Below are 25326 nucleotides of genomic sequence, written 5' to 3' on the forward strand. Positions count from 1 at the left end.
GCGCGGACCGACAGGGCGCATGCCCGGCCGCCCTCTGCCCCGTGCCCTGCGCCGTCCGCACCCGCCCGTGCGCCCTCGCCGGGAGGCCGTGACCTGCTGTCTCAGCCGTCCCAGGACCAGTCGGCGACCTCGGGGAGATCGGTGCCGTGGGCCCGGATCCAGTCGTGGTGGCGCAGTCGCGCGTCCTCCATCCGCTGCCGTACGGCGGCGGCGCGCACGGCGAGGCCGGGCACCCGGTCGATGACGTCCATGACGAGCCGGTAGCGGTCGAGGTCGTTGCGGACGACCATGTCGAACGGCGTGGTCGTGGTGCCGATCTCCTTGTAGCCGCGCACATGCAGATTGCGGTGACCGGTGCGGCGGTAGGCGAGACGGTGGATGAGCCACGGGTAGCCGTGGTAGGCGAAGATGACGGGCCGGTCGGTGGTGAACAGGCCGTCGTACTCGAAGTCGCTCATGCCGTGCGGGTGTTCCTCGGCGGGCAGCAGCCGGGCGATGTCGACGACGTTGACGACCCGGACGGTGACCTCGGGCAGGTTGCGGCGCAGCAACTGGGCTGCGGCCAGCACCTCCTGGGTGGGGACGTCACCGGCGCAGGCGAGGACGACGTCGGGTTCGCGGCTGCCGTTCTCGGTGCCGGCCCAGTCCCAGACTCCGGCGCCGCGCGCGCAGTGCGCCCGGGCCTGGTCCATGGACAGCCAGTCGAAACAGGGCTGTTTTCCGGCGACGATCACATTGACGTAGTCGCGGCTGCGCAGGGCGTGATCGGCCACGGACAGCAGGGTGTTGGCGTCCGGCGGCAGATAGACCCGCACGGCCTCGGGGCTCTTGTTGAGGATGTGGTCGACGAAGCCGGGGTCCTGGTGCGAGAAGCCGTTGTGGTCCTGGCGCCAGACGTGCGAGGTGAGCAGGTAGTTGAGGGAGGCGATGGGGGCGCGCCAGGGCAAACGCCGTGACACGCGCAGCCACTTGATGTGCTGGTTGACCATCGAGTCGACGATGTGTGCGAACGCCTCGTAGCAGGAGAACAGTCCGTGCCGGCCGGTCAGCAGATAGCCCTCCAGCCAGCCCTGGCAGGTGTGTTCGGAGAGGATCTCCATCACCCGGCCGTGCCGGTCGAGGTGTTCGTCGACCTGGAGGGTCTGGGCCTGCCATGCCTTGCCGCTGGCGCCGTAGACGGCCTGGAGCCGGTTGGAGGCGGTCTCGTCGGGTCCGACGAGGCGGAAGTCGCGGCGCTCGGCGGTGGACCGCATGACGTCCTCCAGCAACTCGCCCAGCACCTTGGTGGGTTCGTGCAGGGTGGCGCCGGGCTTGTCGACGGGGACGGCGTAGGTGTCCAGGTCGGGCAGCGGGAGTTCACGCAGGAGCAGTCCGCCGTTGGCGTGCGGGGTGGATCCCAGACGGCGGTCGCCGTCGGGGATCCAGGCCAGGACGTCGAGCCGGGGGCGGCCCTGTTCGTCGAAGAGTTCCTCGGGCCGGTAGGAGCGCAGCCACGCCTCCAACTGGCGCAGATGGTCGGGGTTGTCGCGGACGGCGGACAGCGGCACCTGGTGGGCGCGCCAGGTGCCCTCCACCGGCAGCCGGTCGACGTGCGCGGGCCCGGTCCAGCCCTTCGGGGTGCGCAGCACGATCACCGGCCAGCGGGGGCGCTCACCGGCGCCGTCCTCGCGGGCGGCGCGCTGGAGGGCGGTGATGCGGTCCAGGGCGGTGTCCATGGCCTGGGCCATCGCGCGGTGGACGGCGTTCGGCTCGTCGCCGGTGACATGGATGGGGTCGTGGCCGTAGCCGCGCAGCAGCTCGTCGAGTTCGGGCTCGGGGATGCGGGCCAGCACCGTCGGGTTGGCGATCTTGTAGCCGTTGAGGTGCAGGATGGGCAGGACGGCGCCGTCGTGGACCGGGTCGAGGAACTTGTTGGAGTGCCAGGAGGCGGCCAGCGGGCCGGTCTCGGCCTCGCCGTCGCCGATCACACAGGCGACCAGCAGGTCCGGGTTGTCGAGGGCGGCGCCGTAGGCGTGGGAGAGCGCGTAGCCGAGTTCGCCGCCCTCGTGGATCGAGCCGGGCGTCTCGGGGGCGACGTGGCTGGGGATGCCGCCGGGGAAGGAGAACTGCCTGAACAGCCTGGCCATGCCGGCCGCGTCCCGGGTGACGTCCGGGTAGGTCTCGGTGTACGACCCCTCCAGCCAGGAGTTGGCGACCACCGCAGGACCGCCGTGGCCGGGGCCCCAGACGCACAGGGCGTTCAGGTCGCGGGTGCGGACGACCCGGTTGAGGTGGGTGTACACAAGGTTGAGGCCGGGCGAGGTCCCCCAGTGGCCGAGCAGCCTCGGCTTGATGTGCTCCGGACGCAGGGGCTCGGTGAGCAGCGGGTTGGACATCAGGTAGATCTGGCCGACGGCCAGGTAGTTGGCGGCGCGCCAGTGCGCGTTCAGGGTCCGCAGTTCGTCGTCCGTGAGCGGGGCGGCGGAGGTCTGCGGGGGTTCGACGGGCATCTCGGTTCCCTTCCGGGTCGGGGGCGCTCGGAGGTGCGTGCCGGTCCGTATCTCCCACCCTGCCCCGCGATCGGGTACCCCGACAGTGCCGAACGGCCCATCCGGCGCATTCCCGCCGCTCTCAGGAGGGGCGGCCCGCGTCGAGGTCCGCGAGGTGGGCGATGTTGCGCCGGTCCTCGGCGTCCGGGCTCACGTCGGCGCCGAACCAGGCGTCCAGGATCTCCTTGAGCAGCGGCTCCGAGGTCAGCCGGAGGCTCAGGGCGAGCACATTGGCGTCGTTCCAGCGGCGCGCGCCGTCCGCCGTGTACGCGTCGGTGCACAGGGCCGCCCGGACGCCGGGCACCTTGTTCGCGGCGATCGACGCGCCGGTCCCGGTCCAGCAGCAGACCACGGCCTGCCCGGACGTCCCGTCGGCCACGTCCCGCGCCGCCGCCTCCGAGCACACCGCCCACTGCGCGTCGGTACCGGGCCGCAGCGCGCCGTAGACCAGCACGTCGTGCCCGCGCCCCCGCAGCTCCGAGACCAGCGCGCGGGCGACGGGTTCGTCCATGTCCGAGGAAACGGAGATCCGCATACCGGCGAGCCTACTGACCGGGGGCGGGGAGTGTCGCCTGCGGGGACACGCTGGTCAGTAGCTCCGGCTATCCGGTCAGTAGCTCCAGCTATAGAGCCCGCCGCCGGTGTCCACCGCGGCGACCGCGAGCCGGGCGACTCCGCGCAGGACGGCGAGGAGATCGTCGTCGGTCATGTCGTCCCCGTCCTGGGAGCGGAGCCGCGCGGTCCAGCGGTCCGCCAGCTCTTCGAGTGCGGCGGGGCTCGCGGCGGCCAGCGCCCGGGTGAGCCGCGGCGGCACGGCGAACACCTCGACGCCGTCGTTCAGGGGGGCGGTGACGTACTCCGGCAGCGGCTGCCGATGGAGCCGTTCGATCGGCGGAAGCTCCGCCGAGGGCTCCTCGAAGTACACGTCCCACTCGGTGATGGCGCTGTCCGGCTCGACGAAACGGCAGGCCACCGAGTCGAAGGCCCGCCCGGGTCCCCCGAGACGCGTCAAGGCGGCGGTCTCGTCGTCGGGGGCGAGGAAGAACACGATGTCGTGGGCCATCCGAACATGATGGTGCAACCGCAGCGCTTCAGACGGGCGAGAACCCCGCGCCGCCCGGTGTTCCGACCGGGTTCCCCTCCGGGATCAGCCCGGAGTCCAGGACGGTCCGGGCGAGCGGCGTGAGCAGCTCGGCCAGCCGTGCCGTGCCCTCGGGGCCCAAGGCGGCCCACGGTCCGGCCGCCGCCGCGTCCGTCGCCGCCTCGATCCGTTCGCGGAGTTCCGCGCCCGCGCCGGTGAGCCGTCCGTCCGCGCCGACCAGCCCGCGCTCGCGCAGGGCCGTCTTCTCCCTCTCCCAGCGCTCGGCGTCCCATTGCCGGGTCCGCCGCTGGAACTCCTCGTCGCACTCGCCCGCCGCGCACTTCAGCAGCATCGCGGCGACCGGGCCGAGGCCGTGGCCGACGAGGACGGCGATGTGCCCGTCACCGCGGTGCTCGCGCAGGGTCGTGAGCGCCTGCCAGAGGGCGACGTGCGGCCGTGCGGGGCGGGCGAGGGCCTGGTTCGCGCCGCCGAGGACCCGTCCGGCCGTGTCGGCCGCCTGCGCCGCCGTCCACGCCAGGTCGGCGGCCTCGGCCGTCTCGTCGGAGGCGACGACCTGAGGGCCGTAGAGGGCGGTCATCGCCGCGTCCACGCCCCGCGCGCGGGCCGCGAGCACCTCCGCCGGGTCCGCGTGGCCCCAGGCGTCCGGCAGCGCGCGGGCCACCCGGTCGGGGTGGAAGACGTAGAAGGAGCTGGTGACGACGGCGGCCGGGGCGGGTCCCAACGGGGCCGCGCGCAGCGCGAAGTAGCCCATCCAGTAGCCGCGCAGCCCGAGCCCGTCGGCGACTTGGCGCACCTCGGGGGTGAAGTACACCAGGTCGTGGACCGGTTCGAACCGCTCCCACATCGCCCGCGCGACGCTCTCCCCCACGGCGTTCCCCTCTCGGATCGTCGGTGCCGGACCGTACCGGGCGGCAGGATCCATCATGACAGCGGTCATACACTTCGCATTGTGATCCAGGCCACGAAAAAACGATGTCGTTTCGATAGCGGAGTGGGGGTAGCCTGAGCCTCATATGAACGAAACCGTTTCGTTCAGGAGCGTGGAGAACGACTGACATGGTCTCCGTACTCATCGTCAACACCCAGTCCCTGCAGCGCCTCGGCCTGCGCATGCTCCTGGGCGCCGAACCCGGGCTCACCGTGGCCGGCGAGACCGCGAGCGGCGCCGAGGCGGTCCGCCTGGCCCGCACCCTGCGGCCGGACGTCGTCCTGATCGACGCCCACGCGTCCGGGACCGACGGCCTCGACACCGTCCGGCGCATCGCGCACCCCGCGCATCCGACGCCCGCCCCGCACCCCCGGATCCTCGTCCTCGCCCCGCCCGGCCACGAGCGTCACGCCTACGCCGCCCTGCGCGCCGGAGCCACTGGGTTCCTGTCCGAGGACGCCACCCCGGACGAACTCACCGCGGCCGTACGGGACATGGCCGCCGGTGAGGCCGTGATCACCCCGGCGCTCACCCAGGCCCTCATCGACGCCGTCCGCCGCCAGGACACCGTCCGGACCGCCGGCCGGGACGTCGACCTCGACACCCTCACCGGACGCGAGCGGGATGTGCTCGTCGCCGTGGCGTCCGGCTGGTCCAACGCCGAGATCGCCTCCCGGCTGTCGATCGCCCCCACCACCGTGAAGTCCCACGTCAGCCACATCCTCACCAAGATCGGCGCCCGCGCCCGGGTGCAGGCGGTGGCCTTCGCCTACGAGTCCGGGCTGGTGCACCCGGCCGCCTGACCCACCGCCTCCCGAGAACAGCGGCAACCACGGCCCCGCTCGCCCTTCGGCGGCGGGGCCGCCCCCGTTCCCCAACCGCCTCTCCGTGCACAGGCGTTGACCCGCAACCGGACCGCCAGCAGAATGAGCCGACTCGTTTGAGAGCGCTCTCAAACGAGTCGGCTCCCGCCGCTCCCGCATCCGCATTCCCCTAGGAGACCCATGACCGGCAGCCAAGGCCCGGCCATCAGCCGTCGCGCGCTCATCGGGACCGGCCTCGGCGCCGGTGTCGCCGTCCTCGCCGCGGCCAACGCCGTCCCGGCCCACGCGGCCCGCTCCGACGCCCGGCACCCCGCGCACCCCGCGCCCGCCGCCCCCGCGCCGCACCGCGCGGCCGCCTTCCTCGCCGCCGCCATGGACGCCTACCCGGACCACGGCCCGCTCCGGCTCGCCCAGAGCTACACCGACCAGGCGGGCCTGTTCAGCACGGCGTTCACCTACGACAACGCCCTCACGATCCTCGCCCTGCTCGCGACCCGCACCGAGCGCGGCCGGGCCAGGGCGATCGCCCTCGGCGACGCGCTGCTCTTCGCCCAGGCGCACGACCCGGCGCACGACGACGGCCGGCTGCGCCAGGCGTACAACGTCGGGCCGTACACCTTCTACGACGGCACACCGCAGCCGGACGGCTTCGTGCGGGCCGACGGCACCGCCAACGTCGGAACCCAGTTCGGCTTCACGGGCACCGCGGTGGGCGACATGGCCTGGGCCGGGCTCGCGCTCACCGCCCTCGCCCGCCGTACCGGCGCACGCCGCTTCCGTACCGGTGCCGTACGGATCGGCGAGTGGATCGACCGGACGGGACGCACCGACGAACCGCTCGGCGGCTACAAGTTCGGGGTCGACGGGGCGAACCGCCCGCTGCCCTTCACCTCGACCGAGCACAACACCGATCTGGTCGGCCTGTTCGGGCAGTTGGCGCGGCTCACCGGCGCGCGGGTGTGGCGGGAGCGGCAGGCGCGGGCCGAGGCGTTCGTCAAGAAGATGTGGGAACCGGCCGGCGGCTTCTTCTACACCGGCACCGACGACGGGGTGACGATCAACAGGTCGCCGATCCCCGAGGACACCCAGACCTGGACCCACCTCGCGCTCCGATCCCGGACCCACGCCCGGTCGTTGGACTGGGCGGCGGCCGAACTCGCCGTCCTGGACCGGGCCGACCGCCCCAACAGCACGGTGCCCGCGGGGCAGTCGTACGAGGGTGTCACCTTCAGCTCGGCGAGTCTGGTGGCGGACGAGGACCGCCCGATCGCCGACGGCCAGCCCAGGCCGGACCGCAACGGCGTCTGGTTCGAGGGCACGGCGCATCTGGCGCTCGCCCTGCGCGTCCGGCGGGCGCCGGGCGACGAGGCGCGTGCCCGGCGGCTGCTGGCCTCGGCCGAGCGCGCGCAGGACCGGCTCGGCGGGGCGCAGACGTTCGGCGGCCGGGCCGTGGGCGAGCGGTCCGGGATCGTGTCGGCGAGCAGTCCGATCGACACCGGTTTCGGGTTCGGCTACTACCCGTACCGGCACACCGGCGCCACCGCCTGGTACCTGCTGGCGGAGACCCGCAGCAACCCGCTGTAGGCCACCGCGCCGGGACGACTCCCCCGTCCCGGCAGGCACCCTCAATCCCATTACAAACCACTAAGGTTAGGCTAAGCTAAGAAGGACACCAGGAGGGGCTGGGCACACCGGCGCGCCGCACGGGGAGGAGGGCGTCCATGGGTTTTCCGGCCATCGAGTCGTATCCCATGCCGGACCGTTCCTCCCTTCCCGCGCCGCATGTCGCCTGGACCATCGCCCCTGAGCGCACCGCGCTGCTGATCCACGGCATGCAGAACCAGTTCATCGACGCGTTCCCGGCGGGGAGTTCACCCGTGCGGGAACTCGTCGAGAACGTCGCGGCGCTGCGCGGGCTCGCCGGGGCGCTGGGGATGCCGGTCGTCTTCAGCGCGGAGCCGGTCGAACTGCGCAACGGCTCCCTGAAGCACCGCGCCGAGACGTCCGAGGGCCCCGAACCGGAGCCGGACGCCACGGCGGTCATCGAGCGGCTCGCCCCGCGCCCCGGCGAGCATCTGCTGCGCAATGTGCGCCCCAACGCCTTCCTGCGCAGCCATCTCGGCCGGCTGCTGCGCTCGCAGGGCCGCGACCAGCTCATCGTCTGCGGGCTGTACGCGCACCTCGGCGTCCTGCTCACCGCCGCGGACGCCGCCATGAACGACATCCAGCCCTTCGTGGTCGCGGACGCCGTGGCCGACTTCTCCGCCGAGGAGCACACCATGGCTCTGCGGTGGGTGGCGCGCAGCGGTGTGGTCCGTACGACGGACGGGCTGCTGCGTGAACTGCTCCTGCACCGGGAGCGGCGCAACACCGGTTCGAACGGACGAGCCTGAGCGGACGGAGTGGGACACGTGGGACACGCGGGCGGCGTGATCGTCGTCAAGTTCGGCGGCAACGCCATGGTGGACGAGGCCCTTCAGCGGACGTTCGCCGAGGACGTCGTCGCCCTGCGACGGGCCGGACTGCTCCCGGTCGTGGTGCACGGCGGCGGACCGCAGATCAGCGCGATGCTCGACCGCCTCGGCCTGGAGACCCGGTTCACGGCGGGGCTGCGGGTGACCACCCCGGAGACCATGGAGGTGGTGCGCATGGTGCTCACCGGCCGGGTGCAGCGCGAACTGGTCGGTTCCATCAACGCCCACGGCCCGTTCGCCGTCGGGATGACCGGCGAGGACGCGCACACCATGACCGCGGTCCGGCGGCCGGCCTGGGTGGACGGCCGGCAGGTCGACATCGGGCTCGTCGGCGAGGTCGTCGACGTGAACGCGGACACCGTGCGCGCGCTCCTCGACCAGGGCCGCATCCCAGTGGTCTCCCCCGTGGCGCGCGGCACCGACGGGGAGGTCTACAACGTCAACGCCGATCTCGCCGCGTCCGCGCTGGCCTCCGCCCTGGACGCCGAACGCCTCGTGATGCTCACCGACGTGGCGGGTCTGTACGCCGACTGGCCGCACAGCGCCGAGGTGATCAAGCGGCTGACGGCGGCTCAACTGGAGGAACTGCTCCCGGGGTTGGCCGGCGGAATGCTGCCCAAGATGGAGGGATGCCTGCGGGCCGTCCGCTCCGGGGTGCGCCGGGCGCAGGTGCTGGACGGCCGGGTACCGCACGCGGTGCTCGACGGGGTCCTCGGCGACACCTCACCGGGGACGACGGTGGTCCCCGGCGCGGCGGTGCCGGCGGTCGGCGCGGACGTCCACTGAGCGCTACGGCACTGCCGTCGCACGGCGCAACAGCCTTACCGTGTCACGGACTTACGGTCCCGGTGTCACAACACCCGGGCGAGCACGCGGGCGTTGCGGCGCGGGTCGAGGGACGCCGTCCAGGCGGCCGGGGCCGTGCCGGGGGCGGCGGGGCCGAAGCCGTGGCGCAGGAAGAGTCCGCCCCCGCCGACGGTCGCCGTGAACAGCGCGCCCACCGACCGGGCACGGGCCCTCGCCACGGCGGCGCGCAGCAGTCGGGTGCCGATGCCGTGGCCCTGCCGGTGGGGCGCGACGCAGAAGTTGTACAGCACGCCCGACGGCAGGTGGCCGCCCGCCGGTTCGGGCGCGTGGACCCGCAGGGCGAGGCAGCCGTCGAGGGTGCCGTCGGGCGCCTCGGTGACGACGAAGTCCGCCGCCCGGGAGGCGTACAGGGCGACCGGACGTTCGCGGAGCGCGCCGGTGCGGGCGAACGGGCGGGACAGCGCGGCGAGTTCCTCGGCGTCCTCCGGGCGGGCGAGCCGTACGGCGGACCGGGCCGGGAGCAGGGCAGTGGGTGGCGTCGCGATGGACAAGGCGGGGTGTTCCTTCCGTGCCCCGGGCGGGCGGTGGGGTGGGGGCGCGGCCGGCATCGAGGCACCACGGGGCATCCAGGCACCACGAGGCACCACGGGGCATACAGGGCACCACGGGGCTTCCGGGCCCCGGCGCACCGGAGCGCCGGGGCACCGCGAGAGGTGCCCCGGGGCAGGTGACAGGCGCCCTGGGCCTGTCGGCCTAGGACCTGTCGTCAAATTCCCGTCGTCGCCCGGAGGGCGGCCCTGCGGCGTCAGGTGCGTGCTCTCGGCGTGCCGGGCCCTGACCCTCGTACTGGACGTACTTGGGTCAGGGTCCGGTGCGGCGAGAGTGCGTGCATGGCGTCGCAGGGCAGGCGGGAATTTGACGACAGGGCCTAGCGGGCGGTGGTCCCGATGCCGTCCGTCAGCGGCTCGACGGGCTTGAGGCCGCGGGCGAGTATCGAGTCCAGGATCTCGCCGACCCGGATCGCCGTGTTGGACAGCAGGGAGGACGTGATGCCGTGGGTGTGCTCGGTGCCGCCCTGGAGGTAGACGCCGCAGTGCAGTTCGGGGCTCGCCGCCACGCGGTAGTCCCGCTCGACGCGGACCCGGCCTTCGTCGTCGCGGTGGCACAGTCCGGCGACCTCGCCCAGCAGCGCGAGGCCGTCGGCGGGCCGGTACCCGGTGCCGAACACGACGACGTCGGCCTCCAGGACGGTGTCCTCGCCGGTGACCAGCGAGCGCACGGTGGCCAGGACCCCCTCGGGCGTCTCGACGACCCCGGTCAGCCGGGACACGTTGTGGAAGCGCAGCCGCTCGGTGCCCTGGACCTTCTCCTGGTACACCCGCCGGTACAGGTCCTCGATGAGGTCGATGTCCACCACGGAGTAGTTGGTGTTGCCGTGATAGTCCATCAGTTTCCGCTTGATGTCCTCGGGCGCGGAGAAGTACTCGTCCACCGCCTCGGGGTCGAAGATGCGGTTGGCGAAGTTGCTGTCGTCCGCGGGGCTGTAGCCGTAGCGGGAGAAGACGGCGTGGACCTCGGCGCGCGGGAAACGGCGGTGCAGATAGGCGACGTTCTCGGCGGCGCTCTGGCCGGCGCCGACCACGATGAACCGGGTGGGGTCGGTGCCCTCCACGGCGTCGACCTTGCCGAGCAGGTCGGAGTTGTGCCAGATGCGGTCGGTGCGCTCGACACCGTCGGGCATGCGCGGCCGCAGGCCGGTGCCGATGACGAGGTTGCGGGCGCGGTGCACGACGAGGCCCTCGCCGGCCCGGACGGTGACGTCCAGGTACTCCACCACGCCGTCGCGGACGACGGGTTCGACGCCGATGACCTCATGGCCGTAGGAGACCAGGTCGTCGACCTTCGCGGCGGCCCACTCGAAGTAGTCGTGGAACTCCATCCGCAGCGGGAAGAAGTTCTTGTGGTTGACGAAGTCGATCAGCCGCCCCTTGCTCTGGAGATAGCTCAGGAAGCTGTACTCGCTGGTGGGGTTGCGCAGGGTCACCAGGTCCTTGAGGAAGGACACCTGCATCGTGGCGTCGTCGATGAGCATGCCCCGGTGCCAGCCGAACTCCGGCTGCTGCTCGAAGAAGTGGGCGGTGACGGCCTCCTGCCTGCCTACGCGTGCGTTGTGCTCGGTGAGAGCGATCGCCATGGCCACATTGGACGGCCCGAAGCCGATGCCGATGAGGTCGTGTATCAGTGGTGCGTCGCCAGGAAGAACCTGAGACATGTCACTCCCATTCGTGCGGGGGCAGCCGTGATCGGGCGCGGGAAGGTAGCGGGAGGAGGGCACGCTTCCGCGAGACCCACATAACTTAGGGAAGCCTAAGCTTATCTTGTGAAGCTGTCGACCGGGCAAAACGGACACCCTGTCGTTCTCCGCATTTCTGACACCGCCTCAGACCGCGTTCACGTGCCCGGGATTGCCTCGTTAGGTAAGCCTTGCTTTACTTGCACCGTCCTATTCCTGCCCTGAGGAGGAGCCCCCATGCGGGTCGTCATGTTCGGTTATCAGACCTGGGGCCACCGCACCCTCCAGGCCCTGCTGGAATCCGAGCACGACGTGGTCATGGTCGTGACGCACCCCAAGAGCGAGCACGTCTACGAGCGGATCTGGAGCGACTCGGTCGCCGACCTCGCGGAGGAACACGGCATCCCCGTCCTGCTGCGCAACCGCCCCGACGACGAGGAGCTGTTCGAGCGCCTCAAGGACGCCGACCCGGACATCATCGTCGCCAACAACTGGCGCACCTGGATCCCCCCGCGCATCTACGGCCTCCCCCGGCACGGCACCCTCAACGTCCACGACTCGCTGCTCCCCAAGTACGCCGGCTTCTCGCCGCTGATCTGGGCGCTCATCAACGGCGAGTCCGAAGTCGGCGTCACCGCCCACCTGATGGACGAGGAACTGGACGCCGGCGACATCGTCCTCCAGCAGGCCGTGGCGGTCGGGCCGACGGACACCGCGACCGACCTGTTCCACAAGACGGTCGACCTCATCGCCCCGGTCACCACCGGCGCGCTCGCCCAGATCGCCTCCGGGCGCACCGAGTTCACCCAGCAGGACCGCTCCCAGGCCAGCTTCTTCCACAAGCGGGCCCTGGAGGACAGCCGGATCGACTGGACCTGGCCCGCCGCGGACCTGGAGCGCCTCGTGCGCGCCCAGTCCGCCCCGTACCCGAGCGCGTTCACCTTCCACCGGGGCAAGCGCCTGGAGATCCTGGGCGCCGTGGTCTCGGAGGGCCGTTACGGCGGCACGCCCGGCCGGATCTTCTACCGCGAGGGCGACGGCGTGGTCGTCGTCGCGGGCGCCGACGCGCGCACCGGCCGCAACCACGGGCTGGCCATCACGCGCGTACGGACCGAGGACGGCGTGGAGCTGGGCGCGGCCGAGTACTTCACCACCATGGGCGGCTACCTCACGGCCCGCCCCTGAGACCGTCCCACCCCAGAACGCGCCGGCCCCGTTACGGTCACGGGGTCGGCCGACCAGCCGCCGCGCGGATCACCCGGTCCGCGCGGCGGCGCCTTTCCCGCACTTTCCCGCGCCTTTCCCGCACCTTTTCCACACCGTATTCGCGCCGTTCTCGCGCCTCCGGGGGCTCTGGAGGTCAAGGTCACAAGCGCGAAGAGGGCAAGGTCACAGTGTGCCCACTGCTGCACCTTTGGCTCTCTGTCCTAGCATCCGAGCATGACGGTCCTGCCTGACGACGGGCTCGAGCTGGCCGGCGAGTTCCCCGACACCACCCACGAGCAGTGGCAGCGCCTGGTAGCAGGCGTACTACGCAAAACGGGCAAGGACGTCGAGGGCGCCGAAGCCGAGGAAGCCCTGTCCACCACGCTGGAGGACGGGTTGCGCACCCGCCCTCTGTACACCGCGCGCGACACCGCGCCCGATCCCGGCTTCCCGGGCTTCGCCCCCTTCGTACGGGGCAGCCGCGCCGAGGGGAACACGGCGGGCGGCTGGGACGTACGGCAGCGCCACACGACGGCGGACGGCGAGGCGGTCCTCGCCGATCTGGAGAACGGCGTCACCTCCCTGTGGCTGACAGTCGGCGACGCGGGCCTCCCCGTGTCGTCGCTCGCCCCGGTCCTCGACGGCGTCTTCCTCGACCTGGCGCCCGTCGTCCTCGACGCGGGCGACGCCACCGAGCCCGCCGCGCGCGAGCTGCTGCGGCTGTACGGGGAGCGGGGTGTCGCCAAGGACGCGGCGCGCGGCAACCTCGGCGCCGACCCCCTCGGCCACGAGGCCCGCACCGGCCGCGCGGGCGACTTCGCCGCCGCGACCACGCTCGCCCGGCTGTGCGCCGAGGAGTACCCGGGGCTGCGGGCCCTGACCGTGGACGCGCTGCCGTACCACGAGGCCGGCGGCTCCGCCGCGCAGGAGCTGGGCGCGTCCCTCGCCACCGGTGCGGCCTATCTGCGGGCGCTGACCGAGGCCGGGCTGAGCGTCGAGAGGGCCTTCGCCCAGCTCGAGTTCCGGTACGCGGCCACCGCCGACCAGTTCCTGACCGTCGCCAAGCTGCGGGCCGCCCGCCGGCTGTGGGCCCGGGTCGCCGAGGCGTCCGGGGCGCCCGCCGCCGGTGCCCAGCTCCAGCACGTGGTGACCTCGCCGGTGATGATGACCCGCCGCGACCCGTGGGTGAACATGCTGCGCACCACGATCGCCACCCTGGCGGCCGGGGTGGGCGGCGCCGACGCCGTGACCGTGCTCCCCTTCGACCACGAACTGGGCCTGCCCGACGCGTTCGCGCGCCGGATCGCCCGCAACACCTCGACGATCCTGGTCGAGGAGTCCCATCTGGCCCGGGTCGTCGACCCGGCGGGCGGCTCCTGGTACGTCGAGCGGCTCACCGACGAACTGGCCCACGCGGGCTGGGAGTTCTTCCGCCGTATCGAGCGACTCGGCGGCCAGGCCGCCGCGTTGCGCTCCGGCGACCTCGGCCGGGACCTGGCCGACACCTGGGCGGCACGCTCCGCCCGGCTCGCCAAGCGGCGCGAACCCGTCACCGGTGTCAGCGAGTTCCCGTTCCTCGGCGAGAAGCCCGTGGTGCGCGCGCCCGCGCCCGAGCAGCCGTCCGGCGGTCTGCCGCGGGTGCGGCGCGACGAGGCGTACGAGGCGCTGCGCGCCCGTTCCGACGCCCATCTGGCCGCGACCGGGTCCCGCCCGCGCGTCTACCTGGCCGCGCTCGGCCCGGCCGCCGCGCACACCGCCCGGCTGACCTTCGCCGCCAACCTCTTCCAGGCGGGCGGCATCGAACCCGTCACCGAGGGCACCTTCGAGGAGAGCGGCGCCACCGAGGCCGTCCTGTGCTCCAGCGACGCCGTGTACGAGGAGGAGGCGGCCGCCGTCGCCGCCCGGCTCAAGGCCGCCGGTGCCCGCCAGGTCCTCCTGGCCGGCCGCCCTGGTGCGTACGCCGATGTCGACGCCTACGTCTTCGCGGGCTGTGACGCCGTCGCCGTCCTGACCGCCGCCCTCGACCGTATGGGAGTGTCGCGATGACCACCCCTTCCATCCCCGACTTCGCCGGGATCGAACTGGGAACCCCCACCGCCGCCGGCGGCGCCGACGAGTGGCGTACGGCCGTCAAGCGGGCGGCGGGCGGCGACGACCTGCTGTGGGAGACGCCCGAGGGCATCGGCGTCAAGCCGCTCTACACCGGGCAGGACCTGGAGGGCCTGGACTTCCTGGGCACCTACCCGGGCGCCACCCCGTATCTGCGCGGCCCGTACCCGACGATGTACGTCAACCAGCCGTGGACGATCCGCCAGTACGCGGGGTTCTCCACCGCCGAGGAGTCCAACGCCTTCTACCGCCGCAACCTCGCGGCCGGCCAGAAGGGCCTGTCGGTCGCCTTCGACCTGCCCACGCACCGCGGCTACGACAGCGACCACCCGCGGGTGACCGGTGACGTGGGCATGGCGGGCGTGGCGATCGACTCGATCTACGACATGCGTCAGCTCTTCGACGGCATCCCGCTGGACAAGATGACCGTGTCGATGACGATGAACGGCGCCGTGCTGCCGGTGCTGGCGCTGTACATCGTGGCCGCCGAGGAACAGGGCGTACCGCCCGAGAAGCTGGCCGGGACCATCCAGAACGACATCCTCAAGGAGTTCATGGTCCGCAACACCTACATCTATCCGCCGAAGCCGTCGATGCGGATCATCTCCGACATCTTCGCCTACACCTCGCAGCGGATGCCGCGCTACAACTCCATCTCCATCTCCGGCTATCACATCCAGGAGGCGGGTGCGACGGCCGACCTGGAGCTGGCGTACACCCTCGCCGACGGCGTGGAGTACATCCGCGCGGGCCGTGAAGCGGGCCTGGACGTCGACGCGTTCGCGCCGCGGCTGTCGTTCTTCTGGGCGATCGGCATGAACTTCTTCATGGAGGTCGCCAAGCTGCGCGCGGCGCGCCTGCTGTGGGCGAAGCTGGTGAAGCAGTTCGACCCGAAGAACTCCAAGTCGCTGTCCCTGCGCACCCATTCGCAGACCTCGGGCTGGTCGCTGACCGCGCAGGACGTCTTCAACAACGTCACGCGTACGTGCGTGGAGGCGATGGCGGCCACCCAGGGCCACACCCAGTCGCTGCACACCAACGCCCTGGACGAGGCGCTCGCGCTGCCCACCGACTTCTCGGCACGCATCGCCCGCAACACCCAGCTCCTCATCCAGCAGGAGTCCGGCACCACCCGGGTCATCGACCCCTGGGGCGGCAGCGCCTACGTCGAGAAGCTCACCTACGACCTGGCCCGCCGCGCCTGGCAGCACATCCAGGAGGTCGAGCAGGCGGGCGGCATGGCGCAGGCCATCGACGCCGGCATCCCCAAGCTGCGCGTGGAGGAGGCCGCGGCCCGCACCCAGGCCCGGATCGACTCCGGCCGCCAGCCGGTGATCGGCGTGAACAAGTACCGGGTGGAGAACGACGAGGCGATCGACGTCCTCAAGGTCGACAACTCCTCGGTGCGCACCCAGCAGATCGCCAAGCTGCGCCGGCTGCGCGCCGAACGCGACGAGCGGGCCTGCCAGGACGCGCTGGACGCGCTGACCCGGGCGGCCGGCGGCGAGGGCAACCTGCTGGAGCTGGCGGTGAACGCGGCCCGCGCCAAGGCCACCGTCGGTGAGATCTCCGACGCCCTGGAGAAGGTGTACGGGCGGCACGCGAGCCAGATCCGTACGATCTCCGGCGTGTACCGCAACGAAGCAGGTGAGTCGCCCTCCGTGGAACGCACCCGAAGCCTGGTGTCCGCCTTCGCGGACGCCGAGGGCCGCCGGCCGCGCATCCTGGTCGCCAAGATGGGCCAGGACGGCCACGACCGCGGCCAGAAGGTCATCGCCACCGCCTTCGCCGACCTCGGCTTCGACGTCGACGTCGGCCCGCTGTTCCAGACCCCGGCCGAGGTGGCCCGCCAGGCCGTCGAGGCGGACGTGCACATCGTCGGCGTCTCCTCGCTGGCCGCCGGGCACCTCACCCTCGTCCCGGCGCTGCGCGAGCAGCTCGCCGAGGAGGGCCGGGAGGACATCATGATCGTGGTGGGCGGGGTGATCCCGCCGCAGGACGTGCCGACCCTGCTGGAGATGGGCGCCGCCGCCGTCTTCCCGCCCGGCACCGTGATCCCGGACGCCGCGTACGACCTGGTCGAGCGGCTGGCCACCGGCCTGGGGCACCGCCTGTGATCGATGTCGACGCCTATGTGAAGGGTGTGCTCGACGGGAAGCGGGCGCTGATCGCGCGCGCGATCACGCTCGTCGAGTCCACCCTGCCCCAGCACCGGGTGCTGGCCCAGGAGTTGCTGACCGAGCTGCTCCCGCACAGCGGGCGGGCGCGGCGGATCGGGGTCAGCGGGGTGCCGGGCGTCGGCAAGTCGACGTTCATCGACGCCTTCGGCACGCTGCTGACCTCGCGCGGGCACCGGGTGGCGGTGCTCGCGGTCGACCCGTCGTCCAGCCGGACCGGCGGCTCGATCCTGGGCGACAAGACCCGGATGGAACGTCTGGCCGTCGACCCGGCGGCGTTCGTGCGCCCCTCCCCCACCGCGGGCACGCTCGGCGGGGTCGCCAAGGCGACCCGGGAGTCGATCGTGGTGATGGAGGCGGCGGGCTACGACGTGATCCTCGTCGAGACGGTCGGCGTCGGCCAGTCCGAGACCGCGGTCGCGAACATGGTCGACTCCTTCCTGCTGCTCACCTTGGCCCGCACCGGCGACCAGCTCCAGGGCATCAAGAAGGGCGTCCTGGAACTGGCCGACGTGATCGCCGTCAACAAGGCGGACGGCCCGCACGAACGCGACGCCCGCGCGGCGGCCCGTGAACTGGCGGGCGCGCTGCGGCTGATGCACGGCGCGGACGCCGTCTGGACGCCGCCCGTGCTCAGTTGCAGCGCGCGGGAGTCGGCGGGTCTGGACACCGTCTGGGAGCGGCTCGAACAGCACCGCACCCTGCTGGACTCGACCGGGCGGCTCACCGCCAAGCGGCGTGACCAGCAGGTCGACTGGACCTGGACCATGGTCCGCGACGAACTGCTCGGCCGGCTGCACTCCGATCCCGCCGTACGGGCCCTGGCACCGGTGCTCGAACAGCAGGTGCGGGACGGCGAGTTGACGGCGACCCTGGCCGCCGGGCGGATCCTGGACGCCCTCGGCGGCACCGAGCCGTCCTGAAGCCGGACCCCCTGCCCGGTCTCCGGCGGGACTAGCCGCGGCCGCGCACCGTCTCCGCCGCCCGTACCAGTGCCGTGAGCACCGTGCGGACGGCCCGGCGTGCCGTGCGTTCGGGGCGGTGGAGGACGTCGACGTGGCGCAGGGCCTGGACGCCGTCGAGCGGCCGGAGGACGACGTCGGGGTGCGGGCGGGCCGTCCAGCGCGGTATCAGGGCCACTCCGCCTCCCGCGGCGACGAGTTCGGCGACGACCGAGATCTCGTTGACGCGGTGGACGATGTCGAGGCGCCGCCCCGCGGCCGCGGCGACGGCCTCGACGGTGGCGAGCAGCGGGAAGCCGTCGTGGACGGTGATCCACGGCTGGTCCGCGATCTCCCCCGGGGTCAGCCGGGGCCGGGCGGCCAGGGGATGGCCGGCGGGCAGGGCGATGTCGAGCGGTTCGCGCAGCAGGGGGGTGACCGTGGTGGTCCGGGGCCAGGCCGGGGCGTGGTCCAGCCGGTGGGCGAGGACGAGGTCGTAGTCGCGGGTCAGGGGCGGGAAGTCCTCCTGGGCCACGTCCTCGTCGTGGAGGGTGAGCCGCGGCGAGCCGGGGGCGGTCAGGCCGCGCAGGAGGAGGGGGAAGAAGGCGGCGGCCCCGCTGTGGAAGGCGGCCACGGACACCGTGCCGTCGGGGCGGTCGACGAACGCGTCCACGGCGTGCCGCGCCCGGGCGAGCGCCGTCTCCACACCGATCGCGGCGTCGGCCAGGGCCTGTCCGGCGGCGGTGAGCACCAGCCGCCGCCCATCGCGTTCGGTGAGCGGCACCGGGATCGGCCGCTGGAGCAGCCGGAGTTGCTGGGAGACCGCCGAGGGCGTCACCCGCAGCGCCTCGGCGACCGCGGTGACGCTGCCCAGTTCGCCCAGCTCCCGCAGGATCCGAAGCTGTCTCTCGTCCACCGGCACAGTGTAGCTCCGCTACAGGTTCACTTCAGTAGTTCGTCATTTACTTCAACGTGCTGGCCGGAGAGGGTGGCGGCATGCCATCCACCCGTCGTACGGACGTGGTGCTGCTGGCCGTCGCCGTCGTCTGGGGCTCCAGCTATCTGACGGCGAAGACGGCCACCGAAGCCACCTCGGTCCTCCTCGTCCTGTTCCTGCGGTACGCGATCTCCGCGGTGGCCTGTGTCGCCGTGGTCGCCGCGGCGGTACGGTCCCCCGGCCCCCTCACCCGGGACGAACTCGCCCGCGGCACCCTGCTCGGCGTCACCCAGGCCGCCGTACTCGTCCTGGAGACGTACGGCGTCGCGCACACCAGTGCCGCGAACGCGGGGCTGATCATCAGCCTCACCCTGGTCCTCACCCCGCTCCTGGACCGTGCCGGACGGGGCGGCGGGCTGCCGGTGCGGTTCTATCTCGCGGCCGGGCTGTGCGTCGGCGGTGTCGCCCTGCTGGTGTCGGGGACGGGGCTGCGCGCGCCGGGCGTCGGGGATCTGCTGATGCTCGCGGCGGCGGTGGTCCGGGCGGGCCATGTGGTGCTCGTCGGGCGGCTCACCGCGGGCCGGTCGCTGCGCCCGCTGCAACTGACCGCCGTCCAGAGCGTCGTCGGGGCGGTGCTGTTCCTGCCGCCGGCGGCGGCCGGGCTGCCGCTGCTCGCCCGGACCGACGCGACCACCTGGGCGCAGTTGCTCTATCTGGCCCTGTTCTGCGGTCTCTTCGCGTTCCTGGCGCAGACCTGGGCGGTGCAGCGCACCTCCCCGACCCGGGCCAGTCTGCTGCTGGGCACCGAACCGGTCTGGGCGCTCGCGGTCGGTATCGGCTTCGGCTCCGAACGGCTCACCGCCGGGGCCGCGCTCGGCGCCGTCCTCATCGTCGTCGGCACCTACTGGGGGCAGGCCGTGGAACGCGCCCGACGCGCGGAACGGACGCCCGCCGCCGAGGACGCCTTTCACGCCGTAAGCGTCTCTGGAGGAAAGTGATGTGCGCGGCTCGCATTCACCCGGCGCATGTCACCCGCCGATCTCCTGCCCGTCCCCCACCAGGCTTCTGCGATAGGCCGCGCATTCCTCGAACGAGGGCAGCAGGCCCTGCCGTTCGGCCTCCGCCAGGGAGGGCGCGGCCGCGTCCTTGTCGGAGAGCAGCGGTACGAGATCCTCGGGCCAGGTGATGCCCAGGCTCGGGTCGAGCGGGTCGACGCCGTGCTCGCGCCCGGGGGCGTACCCCTCGGAGCAGAGGTAGACGACGGTGGAGTCGTCCTCCAGTGCCATGAAGGCGTGGCCGAGACCCTCCGAGAGGTACACGCTGCGGTGGGTGGTGTCGTCGAGCCGCACCGCGTCCCAGGTCCCGAACCCCGGGGAGCCGACCCGCAGGTCGACCACCACGTCGAGGATCGCGCCGCTGACGCAGGTGACGTACTTGGCCTGGCCCGGCGGGACCTCGGCGAAGTGGATTCCGCGGAGCGTCCCGCGCACCGAACGCGAGCAGTTGGCCTGGGCGAGCCGAAGGTCCTGGCCGACGGCGTCCCGGAAGGCGCCGTCCTTGAACCACTCGTGGAAGCGGCCCCTGTCGTCCGTGAACACCTTCGGCGTGTCCACCCACGCGCCCTCGACGCCCAGCGCTCTCATCCGCCCACTTCCTTCCGCACGACGGAATTCCGCACACGGAATCACCATAGGCTCATCATTCAGGCATTCCGCTTGTCCGCGCGTCCGTCGGAGTGCACCTCCCGGCGGGCGTCAGGGCAGGGCGAGCACCTCGTCGATCGTGGCCCGGATCGCCTCGTCGTCGAGGACCGCCCGGTAGTCCCGGTACGGCGAGAGCCGCCGGTCGGCCGCGCGTACCCTGCGCAGGGTCGCGCGCACCTCCGGGGTGACCCGGCCGATGCGGGCGAGGCCGCGCAGCGCGTCCTGGAAGACGCCGTACAGACCGCCGCCCTCGCTGCCCTCGTCCGGCAGGACGTGCTCGGCGCGGACGCCTTCCGCGAGGACCGTCGCGCTCGGCTCGGGCTCGCCCGTGATCGACCACAGGGCGAGCGCCGCCCGCTGCCGCGTCCAGCCGTCGCCCCGCTCCATGAGCCGCCGCACGTCGTCGGCGTACGGCGCTGCCGCCGGGCCGAACGTGCCGAGGAGGTCGACGGGACCGTGCGGCGGGCGTTCGGCGGCCGACACCGCCTCGCCGATCGTGCGCAGGGCCGCGTCGCGGTCGCCGCCCAGCCGCCAGACGGCCCACGCGACCAGCCGGTGGTTGCCGGGATGGTCGAGCACCGTGCACCGGCGCACCGCGTCCCGCACCGCAGCCGCGGCCGGCCCCATCGCCACCAGCGCGTGGACGGCGTCCAGCGAGGTCCGGGCGTCGCCGAGCAGGGCCACCGCCTCCGGGCGCGCGGGCGCGCTCGCCTCGCCCCACTCCGTGAGCACCCGGAGCAGGGGGCAGGTGAGCGTGCCGCCGACGCCGTCCTCCCGGAGGAGCCGCCGGATCGCGGGCAGCAGGGCCGCCGCGTGCGCCCGCAGCGGCAGCAGGACGTCCTCGACCTCGGGCAGCCGCGGGTCGCCCGTGCAGTAGGCGCGGGACCACGAGCCCCGGTAGGGCTCGTACAGCCGCTCGACGAGCCCCGGCAGGGCGCGCGGATCACCGATCCGGGTCAGCGCCCAGCGGGCGTGATCGCCCACGGTGCCCTCGTACCACTCGTCCGCGCCCGGGTCGTCCAGCCGCGCGGCCAGGGCGTCGGCGCAGGGCGCCGCCCGGCGGCCCAGCAGGGCGAGCAGATGGGCCGCCCGGTACCGTACGCCGTCGTCCGGATCGGTGAGCAGATCACCGGCGAGCGGGAGCAGGACGGGCGCGACGGACGGCCGGAGCGTGAACAGGCGCCACGCCACGTCCAGCGCGGCCCGGCACAGCGGGGCGTCCGCGCTGCGGCGGGCGGCCGTCACGAGCCGTACGGCGAAGGCGAGTTGGACCTCGGGGTCGTCGCCGTACAGATCGGCCGACGCGGTGACGACGTCCTCGCGGGTGAAGGCGTGCTCGACGCCGGGCAGGTACCAGGTCGCCTCGAAGGCCGGGGCGCCTGCCGGGTCGGACAGGACCTCCACCAGGACGTCCTGCTCGTGGACCGCGCCCTCGGCGTCGAAGGCTGCCAGGGCGTGCACGGCCGCGACCCGCAGCACGGGGTCGCCGGTCCGCAGCACCTCGGCCACCACCGCCCGCACCGGTCCGGTGTCCCCGCCGCGCGCGGCGGCGCCGAGGGCGAGCAGCAGGGGCAGCCGTACGGTCGGGTCCGGTTCGGTGTGCCAGCGTTCCAGCAGGGCGCCGGGTCCCTCCGCGAGCGGCAGGGCCTCGCGCCGCACCCGGGGCAGCGGGTCGGCGAGGAGCGCCCGGATCCGGGGCCGCAGGCTCCACCACTGCCCGTGCCATCCGGGGTCCACGGCGTCCGGACCGGCCTCGGCCGCCACCCCGGCCAGGTCCGCGAGAAGTTCCACCAGCACGGCGCGGGAGCCGAGGTCCGGGTCCCCGGCGAGGGCGACGACGAACGGCAGCGCGGCGGCCGAGAGGGCGGGCAGCCGACGGGCCCCGGGCGCGAAGCACTCGTACACCTCGTAGACGTCGTCCTCGGTCGCCCCGGCGCCCTGGCCGGCCAGCCGTCGCAGGGCCCGGCGCATCCGGTCGGCCGGATGGAGGGCGACCGCGGGCTCCAGCCCGTCCCACGCCACGGTGTCCAGCGCCGCCAGGACCGTCCCCGCCACCACACGCCCCCGCACCCTCGTTCGATCAACTCCCCAGAGGCATCCTGCCATTCGCACGGCCGCAGCCGGTCGTGACGCGTCCCTTTACGTGGTTGTCATGCGCCTGTAGCTTCTGCGACTGCAAGCCCTTTCAGGAATTTACCGGTTGCTCTTTCAGGCCGGTTCCCGGCCGCACCGGTTCTTTCTGCTGCACCCCCCACCTCCCCCGTCTCCGCAGCCGCTTCAGGAGAGGCCATGCACCCCACCCCCGGGCGTTCCGGACGTCCACGCCCACGTCCGCTCGCTCTCACCCTGGTCACGGCGGGCGTCCTCGGGCTGCTCACGAGCCCGCCCGCGTCGAGCACCGTCCCGCTGGAGACGGCCGCCGAGGCGGCGAACACCGCGACCGTCTTCTACTACACGAAGACCAAGAACTGGCCGTCCACGTATCTGCACTACGCCCCGGACGGCGGCTCCTGGACGACGGTCCCCGGCACCGCGATGGAAGCCGCGTGCACGGACTGGGTGAAGAAGACCGTCGACCTGGGCTCGGCCGAGGGCCTCCAGGCCACCTTCAACAACGGCGCCGGCACCTGGGACAACAACGGCGGCGCCAACTACACCCTGGGCACGGGCAACATCACCGTCAAGGACGGCGTGATCGCCCACAGCGACCCCTGCGCCGACACCGGCGGCGGCTCGGGGAACGCGGCGACCGTCTACTACTCCACCGCCACCACGGGCTGGACCACCGCCAACATCCACTACGCCCCGACCGGCGGCTCCTGGACGACCGTCCCCGGCGTCGGCATGGAGGCCGCCTGCACCGGCTGGTGGAAGCGGACCCTGGACATCGGCACGGCCACCTCGCTCAAGGCCGCCTTCAACAACGGCAACGGCGTGTGGGACAACAACAACAGCGCCGACTACACCCTGCCCACCGGCACGACGACGGTGAAGGACCGCGTGGTCACCACCGGCTCCGCCGACCCCTGCGCGGCGGAGGCGCCCGACACCGAGGCCCCGAGCACCCCCGCGAACGTGAAGGCGGCCGCCACCCACACCTCGGTGCTGGTGACCTGGGACGCCGCCACCGACAACAAGGCCGTCACCAAGTACCAGGTCACACGCACCGGCGGCACGACGGGCACGGTCGTCACCGACGTCTCCGCGACGGTCTTCACGGACACGGGACTGGCGGAACACACCGCCTACACCTACTCGGTGAAGGCCGTCGACGCGGCCGGCAACACCTCCCCGGCCTCCGCGACGGCGAGCGCCACCACCGGGGCGAGCGCCCCGGCGCCGGACCCGGGCACCCCGCTCGGCACCGACCCCCGCAAGGACCCCATCTACTTCGTGCTCACCGCCCGCTTCCAGGACGGCGACAGCTCCAACAACAGGGGCGGCAGCCAGCATGTGAAGTCCGGCAACGCGGCGAACGACGACCCCATGTTCCGGGGCGACTTCAAGGGTCTCGTCGAGAAACTCGACTACATCAAGGCGCTCGGCTTCTCCGCCGTCTGGATCACCCCGGTGGTCCTCAACCGCTCGGACTACGACTACCACGGCTACCACGGCTACGACTTCTACAAGGTCGACCCGCGCCTGGAGTCGGCCGGCGCCTCCTACCAGGACCTGATCAACGCGGCGCACGCCAAGGGCATGAAGATCTACCAGGACGTCGTCTACAACCACAGCTCCCGCTGGGGCGCCAAGGGCCTGTTCACACCGACCGTGTACGGCGTCCGCGACAGCCAGTGGAGCTGGTACTACGACGAGCGCGCCGAGGGCTTCGAGTACGACGGCCTGACCGTCGAGCCCAAGTCCGGGAAGTCGTACTACAACGGCGACCTGTGGTCGACCGCCGAGCCCACCGGCAACACCTGCGTCAACTGGGGCGTGCCCACCGGCGGCAAGAGCGCCGAGGGCTACACCGTCTACAACTGCCAGTGGCCGAGCCCCACTTCGGGCATGTTCCCGAAGGCGTACTACCACCGGTGCTGGATCGGCAACTGGGAGGGCGAGGACGCCCGTTCGTGCTGGCTGCACGAGGACCTGGCGGACTTCGACACCGAGTCGACGGCCGTGCAGAACTACCTGATCGGCGCCTACGACAAGTACATCGACATGGGCGTCGACGGCTTCCGGGTCGACACCGCCGTCCACATTCCGCGCGTCACCTGGAACCGGCGCTTCCTTCCCGCGATCCAGGAGCGGGTCACCCAGAAGTTCGGCGCCGAGGCGGCCCGGAACTTCTTCGTGTTCGGCGAGGTCGCGGCCTTCGTCAACGACAAGTGGAACCGGGGCTCGGTCAACCACTCCGCGCAGTTCTACACCTGGAAGGAGCGCAAGGAGTACAGCGCGGACGACGAGGTGGCGGCCATCGAGCAGTTCGACTACGAGAACGGCCGCGGCACCGGCGACCAGCCGACGTCCGCCAACGCCTTCCTCGACGGCAACAGTTACCGCACCCCGGACCACAGCCGGTTCTCCGGGATGAACATCATCGACATGCGCATGCACATGAACTTCGGTGACGCGCAGAACGCCTACAACAACGGCAGGGACTCCGACGACAGCGTCAACGACGCGACGTACAACGTCGTCTACGTCGACAGCCACGACTACGGGCCCAACAAGTCGAGCACCCGGTACGCGGGCGGCACCGACGCCTGGGCCGAGAACATGTCCCTGATGTGGACCTTCCGCGGCATCCCGACCCTGTACTACGGCTCGGAGATCGAGTTCCAGAAGGGCAAGCAGATCGACTGCGGCCCCTCTTGCCCGCTCGCCTCCACCGGCCGCGCCTACTACGGCGACCATCTGGCCGGTTCGGTCACCGCCTCGGGCTTCGGTACGGTCGCCAGTGCGAGCGGTGAGGTCGCGAACACCCTGGCGCAGCCCCTGGTCAGGCATCTCCAGCGGCTGAACCTGATCCGCCGGGCCGTGCCCGCGCTCCAGATGGGCCAGTACTCCACGGAGGGCATCAGCGGCTCGATGGCCTTCAAGCGGCGCTACACATCAGGCGGCACGGACAGTTTCGCGCTGGTGACCGTCACCGGTGCCGCCACCTTCACCGGCATCCCGAACGGCACGTACACCGACGCGGTGACAGGCGACACCAGGACCGTGGCCAACGGCACCCTGTCGGTGGCCGCGCCGGGCAAGGGCAACCTGCGCGTCTACGTCCTGAACGGCCCGGGCCGGATCGGGTCCGACGGGCCGTATCTCAAGTAGCGCGCCCGGCACGGGCGTTCGGG

19 protein-coding genes are annotated in these 25326 nt (G+C 72.4%); 10 read left to right on the forward strand and 9 right to left on the reverse strand.

Going from position 1 to position 25326, the window contains the following annotated elements:
* Positions 1–101: 101 nt before the first annotated feature.
* The 4 genes from AFM16_RS03490 to AFM16_RS03505 all read right to left on the reverse strand — a co-directional run bounded on the left by AFM16_RS03490 (position 102) and on the right by AFM16_RS03505 (position 4498).
* Positions 102–2489 carry a phosphoketolase family protein gene (locus tag AFM16_RS03490; protein WP_078632292.1) on the reverse strand — a complete coding sequence of 796 codons (2388 nt, stop codon included), beginning with the start codon at positions 2487–2489 and terminating at the stop codon, positions 102–104.
* 121 nt (positions 2490–2610) lie between these two features.
* Positions 2611–3063, reverse strand: a complete 453-nt coding sequence (locus AFM16_RS03495; RefSeq protein WP_030787384.1) for an RpiB/LacA/LacB family sugar-phosphate isomerase — start codon at positions 3061–3063, stop codon at positions 2611–2613.
* 75 nt (positions 3064–3138) lie between these two features.
* The gene (locus tag AFM16_RS03500; protein WP_030787381.1) at positions 3139–3591 is read right to left on the reverse strand and encodes a hypothetical protein; all 453 of its coding nucleotides are present in this window, start codon (positions 3589–3591) and stop codon (positions 3139–3141) included.
* Positions 3592–3619: 28 nt separating this feature from the next.
* Positions 3620–4498, reverse strand: a complete 879-nt coding sequence (locus AFM16_RS03505; RefSeq protein ID WP_078632294.1) for an SCO6745 family protein — start codon at positions 4496–4498, stop codon at positions 3620–3622.
* A gap of 188 nt (positions 4499–4686) precedes the next feature.
* Between AFM16_RS03505 and AFM16_RS03510 the strand changes: the two genes are divergently transcribed.
* From AFM16_RS03510 to argB, 4 genes are all read left to right on the forward strand, one after another.
* Positions 4687–5361, forward strand: coding sequence for a LuxR C-terminal-related transcriptional regulator (locus tag AFM16_RS03510; RefSeq protein WP_030787370.1), 675 nt, complete (start codon positions 4687–4689; stop codon positions 5359–5361).
* Positions 5362–5562: 201 nt separating this feature from the next.
* Positions 5563–6966, forward strand: a complete 1404-nt coding sequence (locus AFM16_RS03515) for a Tat pathway signal sequence domain protein (protein WP_078632318.1) — start codon at positions 5563–5565, stop codon at positions 6964–6966.
* Positions 6967–7103: 137 nt separating this feature from the next.
* Positions 7104–7775: an isochorismatase family protein gene (locus tag AFM16_RS03520; protein WP_078632320.1), complete on the forward strand. Its 672-nt coding sequence runs from the start codon at positions 7104–7106 to the stop codon at positions 7773–7775.
* Between the two features lie 18 nt (positions 7776–7793).
* Positions 7794–8642 (forward strand): acetylglutamate kinase, encoded by an 849-nt coding sequence (argB, locus tag AFM16_RS03525; protein ID WP_256861265.1) that lies wholly within the window; start codon positions 7794–7796, stop codon positions 8640–8642.
* A 65-nt stretch (positions 8643–8707) separates the two neighbouring features.
* On the opposite strand, the gene AFM16_RS03530 is transcribed toward argB, so the two are convergent.
* Positions 8708–9214 carry a GNAT family N-acetyltransferase gene (locus AFM16_RS03530; RefSeq protein WP_370628004.1) on the reverse strand — a complete coding sequence of 169 codons (507 nt, stop codon included), beginning with the start codon at positions 9212–9214 and terminating at the stop codon, positions 8708–8710.
* A 377-nt stretch (positions 9215–9591) separates the two neighbouring features.
* Positions 9592–10935, reverse strand: a complete 1344-nt coding sequence (locus AFM16_RS03535; RefSeq protein ID WP_030787356.1) for a lysine N(6)-hydroxylase/L-ornithine N(5)-oxygenase family protein — start codon at positions 10933–10935, stop codon at positions 9592–9594.
* 258 nt (positions 10936–11193) lie between these two features.
* Here AFM16_RS03535 and AFM16_RS03540 point away from each other — a divergent pair, with 258 nt between their 5' ends.
* From AFM16_RS03540 to meaB, 4 genes are all read left to right on the forward strand, one after another.
* The gene (locus tag AFM16_RS03540) at positions 11194–12141 is read left to right on the forward strand and encodes a methionyl-tRNA formyltransferase (protein WP_030787353.1); all 948 of its coding nucleotides are present in this window, start codon (positions 11194–11196) and stop codon (positions 12139–12141) included.
* A gap of 255 nt (positions 12142–12396) precedes the next feature.
* A complete protein-coding gene (locus AFM16_RS03545; RefSeq protein WP_078632324.1) occupies positions 12397–14208 on the forward strand; it encodes a methylmalonyl-CoA mutase subunit beta in 1812 nt (603 codons plus the stop codon).
* Positions 14205–16388 (forward strand): methylmalonyl-CoA mutase, encoded by a 2184-nt coding sequence (scpA, locus tag AFM16_RS03550; protein WP_078632326.1) that lies wholly within the window; start codon positions 14205–14207, stop codon positions 16386–16388. The genes AFM16_RS03545 and scpA overlap by 4 nt, the downstream gene beginning before the upstream one ends.
* Positions 16385–17371, forward strand: a complete 987-nt coding sequence (gene meaB, locus AFM16_RS03555; protein ID WP_030787344.1) for a methylmalonyl Co-A mutase-associated GTPase MeaB — start codon at positions 16385–16387, stop codon at positions 17369–17371. The genes scpA and meaB overlap by 4 nt, the downstream gene beginning before the upstream one ends.
* Positions 17372–17402: 31 nt before the next feature.
* On the opposite strand, the gene AFM16_RS03560 is transcribed toward meaB, so the two are convergent.
* Positions 17403–18305 carry a LysR family transcriptional regulator gene (locus AFM16_RS03560; RefSeq protein ID WP_030787341.1) on the reverse strand — a complete coding sequence of 301 codons (903 nt, stop codon included), beginning with the start codon at positions 18303–18305 and terminating at the stop codon, positions 17403–17405.
* An 80-nt stretch (positions 18306–18385) separates the two neighbouring features.
* Here AFM16_RS03560 and AFM16_RS03565 point away from each other — a divergent pair, with 80 nt between their 5' ends.
* Positions 18386–19324: a DMT family transporter gene (locus tag AFM16_RS03565; RefSeq protein ID WP_078632328.1), complete on the forward strand. Its 939-nt coding sequence runs from the start codon at positions 18386–18388 to the stop codon at positions 19322–19324.
* 30 nt (positions 19325–19354) lie between these two features.
* Here AFM16_RS03565 and AFM16_RS03570 read toward each other — a convergent pair whose 3' ends face one another.
* Both AFM16_RS03570 and AFM16_RS03575 read right to left on the reverse strand, forming a co-directional pair.
* Positions 19355–19969 carry a dTDP-4-dehydrorhamnose 3,5-epimerase family protein gene (locus AFM16_RS03570; RefSeq protein WP_037875213.1) on the reverse strand — a complete coding sequence of 205 codons (615 nt, stop codon included), beginning with the start codon at positions 19967–19969 and terminating at the stop codon, positions 19355–19357.
* A 111-nt stretch (positions 19970–20080) separates the two neighbouring features.
* Positions 20081–22087: a hypothetical protein gene (locus AFM16_RS03575; RefSeq protein WP_078632330.1), complete on the reverse strand. Its 2007-nt coding sequence runs from the start codon at positions 22085–22087 to the stop codon at positions 20081–20083.
* Between the two features lie 231 nt (positions 22088–22318).
* Here AFM16_RS03575 and AFM16_RS03580 point away from each other — a divergent pair, with 231 nt between their 5' ends.
* The gene (locus AFM16_RS03580; RefSeq protein ID WP_078632332.1) at positions 22319–25303 is read left to right on the forward strand and encodes a carbohydrate binding domain-containing protein; all 2985 of its coding nucleotides are present in this window, start codon (positions 22319–22321) and stop codon (positions 25301–25303) included.
* The last annotated feature ends 23 nt before the right edge of the window (positions 25304–25326 follow it).

It is taken from the genome of Streptomyces antibioticus, assembly GCF_002019855.1.
In the GTDB taxonomy this organism is placed as follows: Bacteria; Actinomycetota; Actinomycetes; order Streptomycetales; family Streptomycetaceae; genus Streptomyces; species Streptomyces antibioticus_B.